Origin of the sequence: Bilifractor sp. LCP21S3_F8 (genome assembly GCF_052117805.1) — a bacterium.
GTDB lineage: Bacteria > Bacillota > Clostridia > Lachnospirales > Lachnospiraceae > Bilifractor.
In genome coordinates, this window is sequence record NZ_JBQKIK010000024.1 from 22,931 (window position 1) to 39,882 (window position 16,952).

Consider the following 16,952-nt stretch of genomic DNA (forward strand, 5'->3'; position numbering starts at 1 on the left):
ATCATGGCAACCGCATTTGGAATTATTACTTCGTCCGCCAATCATATCAAAATCGCGGGAATGCAGGACTATCGGCCTATGGGCGCGTTCTCCTTTGCCGGAAGATACCGTGTCATCGACTTTCCGATTTCCAATATGAGCAACAGCGGCATCGATAATATTCAGGTTTATGTAAGAGAGAATCCGCGTTCTCTGGCTGAGCACCTGGGCAATGAAGGCTCATTCAACATCAACTCCAAGAAGGGTAAGCTCCAGCTTCTGTTCTCTGACAACAGCACCGCCAATGATGTATATAATACAGATATTGCGGCATTTGCCGAGAACATGAACATCATTGCCAGGAAGGGACAGGAGTATGTCATTATCGCGCCGAGCTATATGGTGTATACGCAGGACTACAATGAGCTCCTCGAGCAGCACGTTGCTTCCGGCGCAGACATTACTCTTTTGTATCACCATGTGAATAACGCGAAGGAATCCTATCTGCACTGCGACACCCTCGACCTCAACAAGCAGAAGGGCGTTCTTTCCATCGAGCGCAACACAGGAACCGCCAACGCGAAGAACATCTTCATGGACACCTACGTGATGAAGAAGGATCTGTTCATCTCTCTGGTCCGGGAAGCCCAGAAGCTCTCCTCGATCTACACCCTGTCGCAATACATCAATTCTGAGGTAAATGATCTGGATGTACGAGGTGTCGCTCACCGCGGATATTTCGCGACAGTTACCGATTTCAAGAGCTATTTTGAGGCGAATCTCGATCTGATTGATGTCGACAATGCCAACAGCCTCTTCCATGATAACTGGCCGATCTACACCGTTACCAGTGATGCCGCACCCACAAAGTATTACGAGCAGGCTGAGGTAAGGAACTCCCTTGTCTCCAACGGCTGCTCGATCAAAGGCCTTGTGGAGAACAGTGTCATCGGACGTGGTGTAACCATCGAGGACGGTGCCGTCGTGAAGAACTGCGTCGTCCTCGCATATTCCAGGATCGGCAAAGACGTACATATCGAAAATCAGGTTGTCGACAAATGGGCGCAGATCATCCACGCAAAGGAGATCATCGGAACTCCGGAAAAGCCCGGATACATTAAGCGCGACGACATCCTCTGACCAAAGGGACAGGCAGTGCCTTGACCTGACAATACACTCTGACATAGCGAGATAAAACACGCTGCACGAGTTTTATCTCGCTATCGCGGCGCTCGCCGCACACGAATACTTCGCATTCGGCTGCGGCTCACTGTTCGCGTAAAAAGAGGACTTTCACACGAATTTCATCGTGTGAAAGCCCTCTTTTTTATCCAGTTCACTTATCCGGTTCAAAACCGCCATAAGGCACCCTCAGAATCAACCCGGAATTGCATCTCCCAAATCCGGGTTCAGTCCGCCCGGCCCTACAGACTCCTCAGTCAAATACCGCCACGGCTCCAACCGGGCATATGTCTCTGCACTCTCCGCAGTGTCTGCAGTCCTCCTGACGGATCACCGCCATGCTGCCCTTCAGATCAATACAGTGCTGCGGACACTTGGTGATGCACTTCCCGCATGCCATGCAGCTGCTCTGTATATAATATTCATTCTCCTCATCCATGATACGTCTCCGTCAACCGCCCGTCTCAATCCTCTTCAATTCCTCCAAGAAGCTTGTAAAGCAGCCGATACAGTTCTTTTGCCTCATCCGGCTCAAGATTCACACACTTTTCCATCTTCTTCGGAACCTGAACCGCCCTCTCCTGCAGATCTTCGCCGCGCTCCGTAATCTGCACCATAAGGTTGCGTTCATCATGGGTCGAGCGATGCCGGATGATATATCCCTTCTGCTCCAGTTTCTTCAGAAGCGGCGTCAATGTCCCGGAATCCAGAAACAGACATTTGCCAAGCTCCTTGACATTCGTCTGCTTCTTCTCCCAGAGAACCATCATGGTAATGTACTGGGTATATGTAAGATCCAGCTCATCGAGGATCGGTTTATATCTTCGCACAACCTCCTTCGAGGCTGCATATAACGGAAAACAAAGCTGATTTTCCAGCCGGATACAATCATATTTACTCATTCTCAAAAACTCCTTCAAGCGCAGCAATTAATTGCTTGCAATTAGATTATACCCGATATTACAATTCTGTCAACCTTGCATTTCCGGCCGTTCACCGCTGGTTTCCCGCTGGTCTCCCCTCCGGTTACGCTCTCCTTGTTTCATCATCCTTGCCCCGGCCGTGCGCCTCATCGGCCGCCCACTGATGACTGCGAAATTCACGGGGAGAGGTGTGAAAATGTTCCATAAATACACGATTAAAGGTTCTCTGGCTGCCGAACCCGACATCCATACAAATGTCCGTAATCGGCTCATCGGTCCGGTGAAGCAGCTCCGCGGCATATTCCAGCCGGACTTCATTCAGATACTGATTGAAATTCCGGTGGAAGGTTCCGGAGAAGATTCTGGACAGCGCATACGGACTGATTCCGAGATCATGCGCCATCTGCGTCAGTGTGAGCGGCTCCCTGAACTTTCCGGTAATATACGAAACCATCCGGTAAATGATATCATCGCTGCCTACCATGGACTTGTCAATCAGTGTAATACATGGCAAACATCTCGCCATGATCACGTTCACATATGCCTGCTGGAGAACCTCCCGGATTCTGTTTTCCGGAGAGCCTTCCGGCCGCCATTTATAATAGAGAGAGCTTCCCTGGTCCAGCTTGTACAGAGTATCCAGCGCATAACGAATATCCGGATGCACATTTTCAGCTGCGATAACCGGATATTCCGGAGATTTCTGCTGCATGACAGCCCCGAAAGCATCTGCCATGGAAGGCGAAGCAAGAAGATAATATGCCATGCACTCAGAGCTGTCGAATACCTGATAATGATGAATCAGCTCCGGAAAGACAATGCCCAGATCGCCTTCCTCCATGTGGTACAGCATATCTCCTACCCCGAGCTCCAGCGTACCCTTCATGACATATACAAACTCCAGCGATTTGTGAAGATGTGGAGAAGCATGAACGGACTGTCTCAGCTCAATCTGCAAATTATTCTTAGTCTCGGTATATAATGGAAGCATACATCCTCCTCCGCAAAAAATGTCTTCTTTTTTTAAAGTACCTGGCATGTATTATAACAAATACCGGTGTATTCTACAAACATAAATGAAACAAGGTTATTCGTAAGCGGTGATCCGGGGTTTTTACAATCCCTGACGCAATGCTCCGCAGGAGTGTGTTGGATGATCAGATGTCCGACACTGCGCTGCATCTAACCGGCCAGCCACAGCCATTTACTATGGCTTTCATATAAATCCTTTCACTTTCATCAAAGGAAGTCCTGTATAGTATCCCCCTTTCAATTTCAACTATACAGGACTTCCGTTTTATTTACGCGAACAGTGAGCCGCAGCCGAATGCAAAGTATTCGTGTGCGGCGAGCGTCGCGATAGCGAGATAAAACTCGCGCAGCGTGTTTTATCTCGTTATTCTGTTTTATCTGTCTTGTTTTAGCTACTCTGTCCTTCCTACTCTGTCTTTTCTATTCTGTCTTTTCTGTTCTGTCTTTTCTGTTCTGTCTTTTCTGTTCTGTCTTTTCTGTTCCGTTTTATTCTGCATTATCTCCTGGCATTACTTCCCGATCCCTGCTGTAGAACGGTACATCCTTCATCTGCTCCTCCTGGATAATTGTCAGGGTATGATAGAAATCCTCGATCTCTTTCTCGCTCATCTTGCCCTCAACCTTGTCCAGAACTCTGTCTACATACGAGCTGCTGACATTATAGTAATCGATGTACTTCTGCGTGACCTGAAGGTAATACTCCCTGTGATCCTGCCTTGACCTGATCTTCTGCAGATATCCCTTCCGAATCAGACTGTTCACCTTATAGGCGGCATTGGGCGACGAGATTTGAATAAAACTGGCGAATTCATTGATCGTCGGATTCTTCATGGCATAGATTACTTCCATGCAGAAGGTTTCCACCGTGGTGAGCGTCGCCTCACGGTTGTCAAAATTCCGGAACACCTCCCGGTAAAAGTGCAGCTTGAAGTTTGTATACACCTCTGTGAAAAGCTCCTTCGTCTTCCTTGCTTTTTCTTTTAGCTCATCTCCTGCAGAACTCATAAATACCTCCCCCCGGACTGCGAAATATAGAATAATCCCCCATACGATACATTGTGCCATACACTGTATAAGTCCCAGCGTCACTTCGTGCTCATACCTGTTGCCTTCGAAATCGCATACAGTCTCTTACGCGCGCTTCGCGGCAGGCGACCTGTCTGCGTTTTCGAAGAGCTTATACACTAAATATTAGCACATCAAGAATCTCTGTGCAATTTGTCCATATCGCCTTCGGATCTTTCACTCTGCGTTGTGAATGAAAATTGATTCTGCATCGTAAATGGAAAATCATTCTGCGTTCAGAGTTCTGATTTATTCTTTCGGGTCTGTTATTGCAAAAGAGAGTTCGGCCGTAACAGCAGTCTTGCCGTCCACAGTGGCGACTGCTTTTCCAAAACCTATGGGGCCTTTTCTTCCGATTATCTCGCAATGCATCTCAATGACGTCTCCGGGTATAATCGGTCTGCGGAACCGCGCCTGTTTGACACCGCCGAAAAATACAAGCTTCCCCTTATTCTCTTCTTCCGTCAGCAATGCGACGGCACCGGTCTGCGCAAGAGCCTCAAGGACCAGAACGCCCGGCATCACCGACTGTACCGGAAAATGTCCGCAGAACTGCATCTCGTTGACCGAGACGCATTTGCGGCCGTCTGCATACTTACCGGGCTCACAGGCTGTGATCCGGTCCACCAGCAGAAACGGGTAGCGATGGGGAAGTATTTTTTTAATTTCATCTGAATTAAACTGCATGGTTTTCTGCTCTTTTCTTTCACTTGAATAAAGCTGCGTCTGTATCTGATTTTCACTCATTTCCATGGCACAATGCCGTGACCTTTTTTACTTTCCATTCCCATGCACGATGCCATGATTTTTTTCACATTCAAACAACAGTTTGTTGTCAGCTGTTTTTCCCTTCATCGGAACTGTCTTCTGCTTTCCGAAATACAAGGGTGACGTTATGTCCGCCGAATCCGAAGGAGTTCGAAAGGGCGTAGCTGATTTTCATCGGATAGCCATTTCCCGGAACAACCTCCAGGCTGCATTCCGGATCCGGAACTTTATAATTCACAGTAGGCGGAACAAAATCCCTCTGAACTGCCTCCACTGTGATCACCGCTTCTACCGCTGCGCTCGCGCCCAGAAGATGACCGGTCATGGATTTTGTGGAGCTTACCCGGACACGTTTCACATCGTCGCCGAAGATCCGGCGGATCGCCGCTGACTCGCAGGAATCATTCATCTTTGTGGATGTCCCGTGTGCATTGATATAATCTACCTCTGCAGGTGAGATACCCGCATCCTCCATTGCCAGACGCATGCATTGCTCTGCTCCGGTTCCTTCCGGCGACGGCGCCGTGATGTGATAGGCGTCACAGTTTGCCCCATAGCCCACAATTTCCGCGTAAATCTGAGCTCCGCGTTTTCTGGCGTGCTCATATTCCTCGAGAATCAGTGCGCCGGCTCCCTCTCCCATAACGAATCCGCTTCTTTCTGCGTCGAACGGAATTGATGCGCGTGCCGGATCGGCAGCTGTCGTAAGTGCCTTCAGGGAAGTGAATCCTCCCATGCACAGAGGTGTGATTGCCGCTTCGGCTCCTCCGGCTACCATGACATCGCCGTATCCATCACGGATATGTCGAAAGGATTCTCCGATTGCATTTGCCGCGCTGGCACATGCGGTTACGACAGAAGTACACATTCCGTGCAGTCCGTATTCAATTGCGATGTGACCGGCAGCCATATTTGCAATTGACATCGGTATGAAATAAGGCGATACACGGTCATAGCCTTTCTCCATCCCGCGAACCTTTTCGTTCTCGATTGTCCCGATGCCCCCGATGCCGCTCGACATGATGACGCCCCACCTGTCTCTCGGCTCATCGAGCCCGAGAAGACCGGAATCGGTCATCGCCTGCTTCGCTGCCACCATGGCGAACTGTGTGTAGCGGTCCATCTTCCGTGCCTCCCGCTTATCCACGTAGTCGTCCAATTTGAGATCTTTTACTTCACCGGCAAGCTTTACCTTCTGCTCTGCAGGATCATAGAGCGTGATCGGTCCGATCCCGCATCCGCCTGCCTTTACACTGCTCCAGACCTCTTCCTTGTCATTTCCGATCGGGCATACAATTCCGAGCCCGGTAATCACTACTCTTCGTCTCATGTGTTTCTCCAATCTGTCCATTTCTCAGAATCTATTCTGCCGTCCACTCCGGTATCTTCTTCTGCCATCTGCGCCGGCAACTTTATCTTCTGCCGTCCACTCCGGTATCTTGTACTGCTGACCTCTCCGGCCTCTTCTTCTGCCATCTGTGCCAGAGTCTTATATTCCGCCGTTCCTTCTTCAGCATCCCATTCCGCCGTCTGCGCCGAGCACCTGACCGGTGATATAGGAGGCTTCCTCCGATGCCAGAAAGGCGACCGCCGCGGCAACCTCTTCCGCCCTGCCTGCACGTCCCATCGGTATCCCCGAAAGCATGGCCTCCTTTGCGGCATCCGAAAGAGCTTCCGTCATCTCCGTATCGATCATTCCGGGGGCAACGGCATTTACCGTTATATTCCGCCCTGCGAGTTCCTTCGCCAGGGATTTTGTCATCCCGATAATCCCCGCCTTGCTAGCCGCGTAATTGACCTGTCCCGGATTCCCGTGAATTCCCACAATGCTCGATATACTGACAATCCTTCCATATTTCTGCCGCAGCATAATCCTCGACGCCTTCTTCATACAGTAGAAGGTGCCATACAGATTCACGTGAATGACTCTGTCGAAGTCCTCCTCCTTCATCATCAGCAGCAGGCTGTCCTTTGTGATTCCGGCATTGTTCACCAGAATATCGATTCTTCCGGTCAGCTTCTGCGCCTCACGGAACATCCGGTCACAATCCGCGCTGTCGGATATATCCGCCTGCACCAGAAGCGTCTGAACTCCGCATTCCCGGCAGAGTCTTTCCGTTTCCTTCGCTGCCGCCTCATTATGAGAATAATTGATCACGACATGAATTCCCTTTTCAGCGAGCGCTCTGCAGACCGCTCTGCCGATTCCGCCGCTGCCTCCGGTTACTATTGCTGTCTGATTTTCTGAATTCATAAATATAATCCTTTCGTTTGCTGCAGGCGGAAACCCACTGCCTTTTGGTTGCTGGTAGTTGACAACCTTCTGCATAGCAGTCTTCGCGCTCTCACAGAGACACAACCTTCTTCTCTGTTAAACCGCTCTTGTAAACGATGCAATGCCGCCGCGCTCTCACAGGGCCGCCACATCCTCCGCCGTATCAAGTGAGACGGTTTCCATTCCTTTTACCGTCCGGCTGACAAATCCGGCAAGCACATGTCCCGGACCGATCTCGATGATTTTCTCGACGCCGGCATCCTTCAGCCACTCGATCGTCTGCGCCATCCTCACACTCGACATCACCTGTTTTTCAAGCAGAGCGCCAATCGTCTTTACATCAGCCTGCGTGTACGCAGACGGGCTCAGGGAGGTATCATCGATCCGTCTTCCTCTCGTGTCCGACGGACCTCCCAGCGTGTTGAAAAGAACCGGAATGCTCATTTTTCCGAACGCTGTCCTGCCGAACAGTTCATGAAGCTCCTGGGAAGCGGGAGCCATCAGCGATGTATGAAAAGCAGAGCTGACCTTCAGCTCCATGCATCTTCTCGCGCCCTCTTCCTTTGCAATCTCCTCCGCCCGGGTCACAGCTTCTGCAAAACCGGAGATTACATTCTGTCCTTTTGCGTTGTAGTTGGATACTTCCACAATACTCCCGGTCTCTTTTGCAGCCTTCTGCGCGATCTCCGCCGTCTTTTCAGCAGGAAGTCCCAGAATGGCGCACATTTTTGTATCCAGTCCCTCTCCGGCTCTCGACATCGCCTGCCCGCGGAATGCCGTAATCCGGATCAGCTCCTCGGTGGAAAAAACACCCGCCGCATGCAGCGCGCTATATTCGCCGAGGCTGAGTCCTGCCACATAATCCGGACGGATTCCACGTTCGGTCAGAACCGCTGCCATTCCCGCGGCAAAGGCAGCCAGACACGGCTGGGTGTAAGCAGTCCGCGAGAGCTCCTCCTCCGGTCCCTCAAACATCATTCTCTTCAGATCAAAATTCAGCACCGCGTCCGCCTTGTCCACTTCTTCGGCAAATGTCGGATATGCCTCATACAAATCCCTGCCCATGCCGGCATGCTGGCTTCCCTGACCGGCATACAAAAATGCTGTTTTCATGACTGACTCCCTTTCTCTTATTGAACTCCTGCTGATTTCTTATTTTTCTTAGTGATCAGTTGTTGATCTCTTATTTCTCTTATATCTCTTATTGATGATCCGCACTCCCGGATGCGATATTCCTTGAAAGACTCCCGGCTGTTTCCTGTGCCCCGCGCATGATAGACTCGAAGATTTCCGCGACTGGACGGATTTCCTTCAGCTGTCCGCAGACCTGGCCCGCCATCAGCGATCCCTCAGATGTATTTCCATCAAACACCGCTTTTCGAAGAGAACCGAGCGTGAATTTTTCCAGCTCCATCTGTTCGGCTCCCTCTTTCTCCCTGCGGATATACTGCCGGGCCATCTTGTTTTTCAGGATACGGGTCGGCGAATTCACCGTCCGCCCCGTAACAACCGTGGCATTGTCCCCCGCCTTCAAGATTGCTTCCTTATAATTCTTATGTATCGGACATTCGCTGCTCACCAGAAGGCAGGTTCCCATCTGCGCTCCGCATGCGCCGAGAGCAAAAGCAGCCGCAAGCTGTCTTCCGTCCGCAATTCCTCCGGCTGCAATCACCGGAACATTCTCTGGAAGAGCGTCCCGCATCTGGGGCACAAGCGTCATTGTCGTCATCTCACCGACATGGCCTCCGCTCTCCGTTCCCTCTGCGATAATTCCGTCAACGCCGTCCCGTACCAGACGAAGCGCAAGCAGCACACTGGCAGATACCGGAAAAATCAGACTCCCGCTTTCCTTCCATCTGGAAAGGTATTTTCCGGGGTTTCCCGCACCTGTTGTGATGACGGGTATCTTCTCCCTCGCGACCAGATCCGCCATCTGATCGGTATCCGGATTCATCAGCATCAGATTTACTCCGAAAGGCTTATCCGTCAGAGAACGGCAGATGTGAATATTTTCTTCCAGTTTTTCAACATTCATTCCGCCCGAGCCGATGATGCCGAGCGCGCCCGCATTCGAGCATGCCGCCGCAAACTCCCCTGTAGCAATATTTGCCATTCCGCCCTGAATAAACGGATATTTTGTTCCTGTTATCTCATTCAGAAATTTCATGTTCTGTGCCTTTCTTCTGTATACATGCCTGCCGCTGACAAAACCGCTTTTTCACCTGCGGTCTGCCACAGCAAGGCTGACCTCTGACCCTTTTTCCGCTGGTGCGCATTTCCTGGCAGATACTTAAGAATCCAGATGGATATGCAACACTCCCGGGCATGCTCTTCCGTTTCGCTATACATTGATTCTTCAGAATTCCAGATAGCAGCCGCCCCAGGTAAGACCTGCGCCGAATCCGATGCAGAAGATCCTGATGCCCGGCTTCAGCATCCCTCTGTCTTTCATGTCCGCCAGTGCCAGGGGAATGCTGGCCCCGGACGTATTGCCATATTCCTGCAGATTCATAAAAAACTTCTCCTCCGGAAGATTTTTCTGTTTCCGGACATAGTCGATAATTCTGCTGTTTGCCTGATGACAGACGATGTAGTCAATCTCTTCCGCAGGGACTTTGCTCTGTTCCGCCATCTGATCGATCTCGGCAGCAAGTACACGCACCGCAAAGCGGAATACCTTCCTGCCATCCATCCTGAGATAGCCGTCTTTCATGATTCCTGCCGCATACGATTCCGTAATCTGAAGCGGGTTTTCGGATACAATCCTTTTGCCCCTGTACTCCATGGCCGGAATCTGGTTTCTTCCGACGGTATGCGCATAGAGGGCACTGCGGTCTCCCTCCGCTGCAGTGTGGCAGAAAAATCTTTTTTGAGACGAGCCGCGCACAATCGCCGCCGCCGCTCCGTCACCGAACAGCACGCTCACGGATCTCTCCGAGAAATCCAGCATCTTGGAGAGCTGTTCTCCTCCGATCATCAGCGCGTACTTCCGCTCTGACCGGCAGGCGGCTTCTGCATTCATCAGCGAATAAATCAGCTGGAGTCCATACACAAATCCCGAACACGCCGCATTAATGTCAAATGCGGGAACACCGCCCGGAATTCCAATATTCTCCTGTACGGCACAGGCTACGGACGGAACCATGTAATCCGTGGTGCAGGTTGCACAGATCACAAGTCCGACTTCCTCCGGGGCGATTCCGGCGTCCTCCATGGCCTTCCGGGACGCCTCCGTCGCCAGATCCGTGAGGCTTTCCTCACCTGTGCACAAATGCCGCGACACAATACCGGTTCTGCTGCGGATCCACTCGTCTGAAGTATCCATATATTGCCTGAGATCCTCGTTAGTCAGTCTGGTTTCCGGCACTGCCTTTCCCAGACCAATGATTTCAATACCATTCATATGTCTGTATGATTTCCTGTCTTTTTTCTTTTCCACATGCCGCCACCTGTTCCATATCAGCTTCTCTAGCCGATTTCACGATATTTCCGGTATCTTTGCTCCACAAGAGCCTCGCCGTCCTCTTCTTCCAGTTTTTCGAGCTCTGTCTCCAGATTTTCCCGGAGAATCCGGCACATCCCCGGAAGATCTCGCTGCGCGCCGCCCTCCGGTTCCGGAATTACACGATCGGCAACGCCCTGATTCAGAAGGTCTTCCGCGGTCATCCTCATAACCTCCGCAGCTTCCCTGCATTTCGAGGCATCCTTCCAGAGAATACTGGCAAATCCTTCCGGAGATAACACCGAATACACGGCATTCTCCAGCATCCATATCTCATCACCGACACCGATTGCCAGGGCTCCTCCGCTGTTTCCTTCCCCGGTGACAATGCTGATCACCGGAACCCTCAGCGCACTCATAGCCGCAAGATTTTCGGCAATCGCCGCGCTTTGTCCGTTCTCCTCTGCCTCTTTCCCGGGATAAGCCCCCGGTGTATCGATAAAGGTTACAACCGGACGTCCGAACTTTTCAGCTTCCTTCATCAGGCGCAGCGCTTTCCGGTAGCCCTGAGGCTCCGGCATTCCAAAATTGCATTTCATGTTCTCGGCCAGATTTTTGCCTTTTCTGTGTCCGATCACTGTAACCGGTCTTCCATTCAGGAGTCCGATACCCCCGAGAATCGCAGGATCCTCTTTCCCGGTTCGGTCTCCGGAAAGCTCAAGAAATTCTTCAAAAATTCCCTCGATATAGTCCGTAATCTTCGGGCGGTTCTTGTCTCTCACGAGCCGCACCCGGTCGTACGCGCCCGGCTTGCCGGGCTCATCCATTTTCTGTGTGTCCTCCCTGCAGGAGGATGCCGTCTCCGCAAAACCTGCTGCCTCTCCCGCAGCCCCGGTTCCCGGCTTCTCTATCACGGCAGTCTTCCCCGAACTATCCGGACATTCACACGCGGCATTCTGCTTCGAAGCTTCCGGCTCCTCACACGCAGCATTCTGTTTCGAAGCTTCGGCATTTGCGAGTGCCGTGCGCTCGCGATTTCCGGCATTCCGGTTCCCGTCCTCCAGCTCCGGTACATATTCTCCGTCTCCGTTTCTGTCCGATTTGAACCCGTGAAGCTTCAGAATCAGCGTGATCTCTTTCTTCTGATCCTGCTTCGGCACAATTTTATCCACGAAGCCGTGTTCCAGCTGAAACTCAGACCGCTGAAATCCCTTCGGAAGTTTCTCGCCGATGGTCTGTTCGATCACCCTCGGCCCTGCGAAACCGATCAGTGCACCCGGCTCTGCCAGCGTAATATCTCCCAGGCTCGCATAGCTCGCGCTCACACCTCCGGTAGTCGGATTCGTCAGCACCGATATATACAGTCCTCCGTGCTCCCGCAACCGTTCCACCGCGGCACTCGTCTTCGCCATCTGCATCAGGGAAATCATTCCCTCCTGCATTCTCGCCCCGCCGCTCGCAGAAAAAATAATCAGTGGAAGTTTTCTTCTGTCTGCTTCTTCGATCGCAATCGTCAGTTTTTCTCCCTCAGCACTTCCCATGCTGCCCATCATGAAATTTCTGCTGAGTTCTGCACCGACCGCCGGAATTCCGTTGATCCTCCCGACTCCCGCGACACATCCCTGCGGTTTCTCCGAGATTTTCCGGTTCTCCTCAAGCTTCCTGCCATACCCGGGAAAACTCAGCGGATCATCTGTCTTCAGATCCGGCGCAAACTCTTCTGAAAATTTTCCTCCGTCAAAGAGGGCTGTCAGGTGTTCGCCGACCGGACGGCGGGCAGTCTTCTTTTCGCGCATCTTCCGGAAACCCAGAAGAGTTTTTCTTCTGCCGAAAAAAATGCCGTCCGCCGTATTGACCTTAGCATCTAGCAATACTGTTCCCAGGATACTCTTACTCATGATTTCTCTGCTCCCCTAAATCGGACCTTACGCTTTCCGGCTTTCTTCACCGTAATGAAACATGTACGTCTCCAACTGAACCCCTGAATCGGACCTTACGCTTTCCGGCTTTCTTCACCCCAGCGGATGATGGCATCTGTATTTTTCTCCAGAAATCCCGTGTCGACATTCCCGGTCAGAAAATCATTATTAAACAGGATCAGATACAGAAAATCGATGTTCGTGTCGATTCCCTCGACCGTCATTTCCTCAAGCGCAACCCTCATCTTCCGGATCGCCTCAAGCCTTCCCGGCGCATGAACAATCACCTTCGCGATCATCGAATCATAGTACGGGCTTACCGTGCATCCGGAATAAATTGCGCTCTCGATGCGTACCCCGTTGCCGCCCGGAAAATGAACAAAAGGTACATCCCCGGGACACGGAGCGAAGTTCCTCGCGGGATTTTCCGCGTTGATCCTGCATTCAATGGCATGCCCATTCAAATGAATGTCACTCTGCTTGTACCCGAGGGACAGGCCCGCGGCGATCCGGATCTGTTCCCGGATCAGGTCCACGCCTGTCACCTCCTCTGTCACCGGATGCTCCACCTGGATTCTCGTATTCATTTCGATGAAATAGAAATGATTCTCTCTGTCAAGAACAAACTCCACCGTTCCCGCGCTCACGTAATGAACGGCTCTGGCGGCCTTGAGCGCTGCCTTGTGAATTGCTTCCCGCTGTCTGGAATTCAGAATCCTTGCGGGACATTCCTCCATCAGTTTCTGATTCCGCCGCTGCATGGAGCAGTCCCGCTCACCAAGCTGTATAATATTGCCCTTTGTATCGCCCAGAATCTGCACCTCAATGTGATGCGGATGCAGGATGAGTTTTTCAAGATACAGCGATCCGTCTCCGAAGGCAGCTCTCGCTTCCGCCTCCGCGCTTTCAAAGGCGTTCCGGATTTCCGACTCGTCAAAGGCGGTCCGCATTCCTCGTCCTCCGCCTCCTGACGTAGCCTTGACAAGCACCGGATACCCGACCTTCTCCGCGACCTCAGCCGCTTCCTTCCAGTCTTTCAGAATCCCGTCTGAACCCGGAACCACAGGCACTCCATGCTTTTTCATCAGCGCGCGGGCGCTCTGCTTGTCACCCATTTCCCGGATCATCCGCGAAGAAGGACCGATGAAGGTGATTCCATTCTTCTCACATTTTTCCGCGAAATCCGCATTTTCAGATAAAAATCCATATCCCGGGTGGATGGCATCACAGTGATATGCCTTGGCTGCCTCGATCAATGCCTCCTGATTCAGGTAGCTTGCGGCCGCCTGCGCAGGACCAATGCAGACAGATTCTGTCGAAAACTGTACCGGAAGGGAATTCCGGTCTTCCGAGGAACAGGCAGTCACGGTGTCAATTCCCATTTCCTGACAGCATCGCAAAACCCGCATCGCGATTTCTCCCCGGTTTGCAATCAGTACTTTCTTGAACATCTCAATTCTCCCCGATCGTCATCAGAACAGCGTCATATCCGGTAAAGGCGGCGTCCTTTGCCTTGATCTCCCGAACGATGCCGTCGCACGGAGCGGGGATCTCATTCATCATCTTCATGGCCTCTACCAGTCCGACGATATCCCCCTTCTTCACGCTCTGTCCTTCCTCGACATACGGCTTCTCTCCTGGTTTGGATGCCCGGTAGAAAATACCCGCCAGCGGAGCTCTTACAGCAACCGTACCTTCCGGACTCCCGCCCGCCTTGTCATCCTTCTCTCCGGCAGGGCTGCCTGTCCCGGATCCAAAACCATTTCCAACGTCTTCCGAGGAGCCAGCCGATGCCGTATCCGATTCAGAAGCCGCCCGTACCTGCGCTGTCCCGGACTTTGTATCTGTATCCGCAGATACTGCCGACATTCCTTCCCTGCCGGCCGGCGCAACAGAGAAATGACCAGTCCCCGGCTCATTTCTGAATTCAAGAGTTTCTTCCTGAGTCGAATATCGAAATCTGGTCAGCCCCGATTTTCCAAAACTCTCCATCAGTATCTGAAGCTCTTCCACTGTATAACTCATTCCTGCCCTCCAAAATCGTCCGGACTTCTGAACGAATGCGACTACGGCCGATCCCTTCCAGAGCGGTCTGTGCCCGGTATCCTGCCCGTCCGTGCGCGGTATCCTGTCCGTCTGTGCCCGGTATCCTGTCCGTCCGTGCCCGATATCCTGTCCGTCTGTTCTCAGTCTTCCTTGTGATCCTCGATATATTTCACAACACTCTCCACCGTATGCAGGTTCGGAAGCTCCTCATCCGGAATCGAAATACCGAAGTTCTCTTCAAGAGCCATCATCAGCTCAACAACATCGAGTGAATCTGCCTTCAGATCCTTGAAGAAATCCGATTCCGGGCGAATCTCGTCACCGTCAAAGCTCAGTGTGTCGATGATAATCTCTTTTACCTTTTCAAATGTATCCATTTTCATTCTCCTTATCGTCATTCTAGCGTTAATTACCTTCAATTATTTAGTTAAATAATTTTAGGTTTTTGTTTCGAGGGTTACTATACTGCTGCTCAATGCAGATGTCAATATATTTCAAATTATTTATTTAAATATTTTTAAATATAAGATGGTGAAAGATAAAGGGGCTGCCGCACCAGAATATCGTGCGGCAGCCCCAAGGCTCCCGAAAGGAGAATGCTCATATTCACTTATACAAAGCCCATGGATCGCAGAAGCCAGATCCAGAACGTCAGCGTAAATACGCTGCAGAGAGTCGTGATCATCACGATTCCCGACGACACAACTCCGTCGTGTCCCATATTCTTTGCCATCACATAACCGGCAACCGTGCTTGCGGATCCGAGCATGATCAGCGCCGCGATCAGCTTCTCCGTCCGGAATCCGAGCCAGATCGCCACGGGAAGAAAAAGTGCGGCGAAACCGATCAGCTTCAGGAGCGATCCGGTAAGAATCGGAGCCAGCCGGCCGCGGATGCTGCCGAAATTCAGACTTGCACCCATTGCCAGAAGCCCCATCGGGCTCGCGAGCCTGCCAATGTATTCGATCGTTGTCTGAAACATCACCGGCATCTTCAATCCGGTCAGCGCCCACGCAAACCCCAGCACAATTCCCCAGATAATCGGATTCGTGACAATCCCCTTCAGCGCATGGCGCAGCTGCTTTCGGTCGAGGCCTTTCGAGCCTCCGCCCATCAGCGAAAGGACCAGAACCGCCATCACATTGTACAGGGGAACGCAGCCGAGCATCATCAGAGGCCCCATGGTTGCCTTCCCGTAAATATTCTCAATGTACGCCATTCCCAGAAGCGAGGCACTGCTCCGGTAGGATCCCTGGACAAACTCGCCCCGGACCTCTCTGTCCCGGAATACGAACGAGACCAGAATACCGATTCCCACACTCACCAGCGTCGCCAGAAAACAGAACAAGACATACTCCGTATCCCACACCTTGAAGAAGTCCACCGAATCCAGCTGGCCGAACAGACTCACCGGAAGGGCTATCCGGAATACAAAGGTATTCATCCTGGACGCAAACGCCTCCCCGATGATATCTTTTTTTCTGAAAAAATATCCGAGCATCATGACCAGGAAAATCGGAAGCGTCGCATTCATGCTAAAGATCAGGTTTGACATAATTACACATACTCCTCCAGCTTTTCCTGATCCAGTATGACAAGGGTCTGTCCTTCATTCCGGATAATTCCCTCGCGGACCATCGCGCTGATTTCTCTGGAAAGAGACGGTCTGGTCACATTCAGGTAATCCGCCATCTCCTCGCGCGGCATCACCCGGACACGGTTATCGCCGCCCTGCCGTTCGATCAGAAGCCTGGCGATCTTCTCCCGGATGCTGGAGCTCCCGAGAATGCGCAGTCTCCGGTTCATCATATAGGCCTTCGCGGCGAACATCCCAAGCTGATTCCGCATCATTTTTTCCGCGATCTTCGCACATGCGTCTTCACATTCCCCGGAAAGCAGATCCGCGGCCACCATCAGAATCGATGACGGCTCCATCGTCTCCGCATACATATCATACGCGGGAAGCTGCTTGAACACATAGATCTCCCCGAAGGTATCCCCGGGATCCGTGATTCTGGACAAAATCATCCTCTTCCCGTTCATGGTGTCCTGAGCAATCAGAAGATTTCCCGTGACCAGAACCATGATATCTTTCGGTCGGTCTGATTCCTCAAAAATGCGTTCTTCTCTTCCGTACTCCCGGAAACGCAGATAATCACTGTCCAGAAGAACCTCCAGTTCTTCCTCCGCGAGCCCCCGGAACAAATAGCTCTTCTTCATCGCGTCCTTGCAATTCTTCCTGATTTCCGCATTTCTATCACGCATGTTCCGGAGCTCTCCCTTCTAAAACAGATCTGGTAAGTCGTGCCACATACTGGCCG

General features: G+C 51.7%; 18 protein-coding genes. 1 reads left to right on the forward strand and 17 read right to left on the reverse strand.

Features of this window, described 5'->3' with window-relative positions; translation table 11 throughout:
* Positions 1-3 precede the first annotated feature (3 nt).
* Positions 4-1,119 carry a glucose-1-phosphate adenylyltransferase subunit GlgD gene (gene glgD, locus ACTQ3A_RS10740; protein WP_441494832.1) on the forward strand — a complete coding sequence of 372 codons (1,116 nt, stop codon included), beginning with the start codon at positions 4-6 and terminating at the stop codon, positions 1,117-1,119.
* Between the two features lie 295 nt (positions 1,120-1,414).
* Here the strand turns inward: glgD and ACTQ3A_RS10745 are convergent, their stop codons facing one another.
* From ACTQ3A_RS10745 to ACTQ3A_RS10825, 17 genes are all read right to left on the reverse strand, one after another.
* Complete coding sequence (locus ACTQ3A_RS10745; protein WP_441494831.1) at positions 1,415-1,600, reverse strand: 4Fe-4S binding protein; 186 nt, start codon at positions 1,598-1,600, stop codon at positions 1,415-1,417.
* Positions 1,601-1,625: 25 nt separating this feature from the next.
* Positions 1,626-2,063, reverse strand: a complete 438-nt coding sequence (locus ACTQ3A_RS10750; RefSeq protein WP_441487019.1) for a MarR family winged helix-turn-helix transcriptional regulator — start codon at positions 2,061-2,063, stop codon at positions 1,626-1,628.
* Positions 2,064-2,187: 124 nt separating this feature from the next.
* Complete coding sequence (locus ACTQ3A_RS10755; RefSeq protein ID WP_441487020.1) at positions 2,188-3,075, reverse strand: AraC family transcriptional regulator; 888 nt, start codon at positions 3,073-3,075, stop codon at positions 2,188-2,190.
* Between the two features lie 527 nt (positions 3,076-3,602).
* Positions 3,603-4,121, reverse strand: a complete 519-nt coding sequence (locus ACTQ3A_RS10760) for a MarR family winged helix-turn-helix transcriptional regulator (RefSeq protein WP_441487021.1) — start codon at positions 4,119-4,121, stop codon at positions 3,603-3,605.
* A gap of 309 nt (positions 4,122-4,430) precedes the next feature.
* Positions 4,431-4,868, reverse strand: coding sequence for a 3-hydroxyacyl-ACP dehydratase FabZ (gene fabZ, locus ACTQ3A_RS10765; protein ID WP_441099671.1), 438 nt, complete (start codon positions 4,866-4,868; stop codon positions 4,431-4,433).
* Between the two features lie 148 nt (positions 4,869-5,016).
* Positions 5,017-6,279: a beta-ketoacyl-ACP synthase II gene (gene fabF / locus ACTQ3A_RS10770; RefSeq protein WP_441494830.1), complete on the reverse strand. Its 1,263-nt coding sequence runs from the start codon at positions 6,277-6,279 to the stop codon at positions 5,017-5,019.
* Positions 6,276-6,425 (reverse strand): hypothetical protein, encoded by a 150-nt coding sequence (locus ACTQ3A_RS10775; protein ID WP_441474282.1) that lies wholly within the window; start codon positions 6,423-6,425, stop codon positions 6,276-6,278. The genes fabF and ACTQ3A_RS10775 overlap by 4 nt, the downstream gene beginning before the upstream one ends.
* A 34-nt stretch (positions 6,426-6,459) precedes the next feature.
* The gene (gene fabG, locus ACTQ3A_RS10780; RefSeq protein WP_441494829.1) at positions 6,460-7,203 is read right to left on the reverse strand and encodes a 3-oxoacyl-[acyl-carrier-protein] reductase; all 744 of its coding nucleotides are present in this window, start codon (positions 7,201-7,203) and stop codon (positions 6,460-6,462) included.
* A gap of 156 nt (positions 7,204-7,359) precedes the next feature.
* Entirely contained in the window at positions 7,360-8,337 is a 978-nt protein-coding gene (locus ACTQ3A_RS10785; protein ID WP_441494828.1) for an ACP S-malonyltransferase, read from the reverse strand.
* Positions 8,338-8,425: 88 nt separating this feature from the next.
* Positions 8,426-9,391 (reverse strand): nitronate monooxygenase, encoded by a 966-nt coding sequence (locus ACTQ3A_RS10790; RefSeq protein WP_441099666.1) that lies wholly within the window; start codon positions 9,389-9,391, stop codon positions 8,426-8,428.
* A 189-nt stretch (positions 9,392-9,580) separates the two neighbouring features.
* A complete protein-coding gene (locus ACTQ3A_RS10795) occupies positions 9,581-10,627 on the reverse strand; it encodes a beta-ketoacyl-ACP synthase III (RefSeq protein ID WP_441495316.1) in 1,047 nt (348 codons plus the stop codon).
* Between the two features lie 65 nt (positions 10,628-10,692).
* The gene (locus tag ACTQ3A_RS10800; RefSeq protein ID WP_441099664.1) at positions 10,693-12,564 is read right to left on the reverse strand and encodes an acetyl-CoA carboxylase carboxyltransferase subunit alpha; all 1,872 of its coding nucleotides are present in this window, start codon (positions 12,562-12,564) and stop codon (positions 10,693-10,695) included.
* Positions 12,565-12,659: 95 nt separating this feature from the next.
* A complete protein-coding gene (gene accC, locus ACTQ3A_RS10805) occupies positions 12,660-14,036 on the reverse strand; it encodes an acetyl-CoA carboxylase biotin carboxylase subunit (protein ID WP_441099663.1) in 1,377 nt (458 codons plus the stop codon).
* A 1-nt stretch (position 14,037) separates the two neighbouring features.
* A complete protein-coding gene (locus ACTQ3A_RS10810; protein WP_441099662.1) occupies positions 14,038-14,610 on the reverse strand; it encodes an acetyl-CoA carboxylase biotin carboxyl carrier protein in 573 nt (190 codons plus the stop codon).
* Between the two features lie 161 nt (positions 14,611-14,771).
* The gene (gene acpP, locus ACTQ3A_RS10815; RefSeq protein WP_441099661.1) at positions 14,772-15,008 is read right to left on the reverse strand and encodes an acyl carrier protein; all 237 of its coding nucleotides are present in this window, start codon (positions 15,006-15,008) and stop codon (positions 14,772-14,774) included.
* Positions 15,009-15,241: 233 nt separating this feature from the next.
* On the reverse strand, positions 15,242-16,186 hold the full coding sequence (locus ACTQ3A_RS10820) for an AEC family transporter (protein WP_441099660.1): 945 nt from the start codon (positions 16,184-16,186) through the stop codon (positions 15,242-15,244).
* A 2-nt stretch (positions 16,187-16,188) separates the two neighbouring features.
* Positions 16,189-16,896, reverse strand: coding sequence for a Crp/Fnr family transcriptional regulator (locus ACTQ3A_RS10825; protein WP_441099659.1), 708 nt, complete (start codon positions 16,894-16,896; stop codon positions 16,189-16,191).
* Positions 16,897-16,952: the final 56 nt, after the last annotated feature.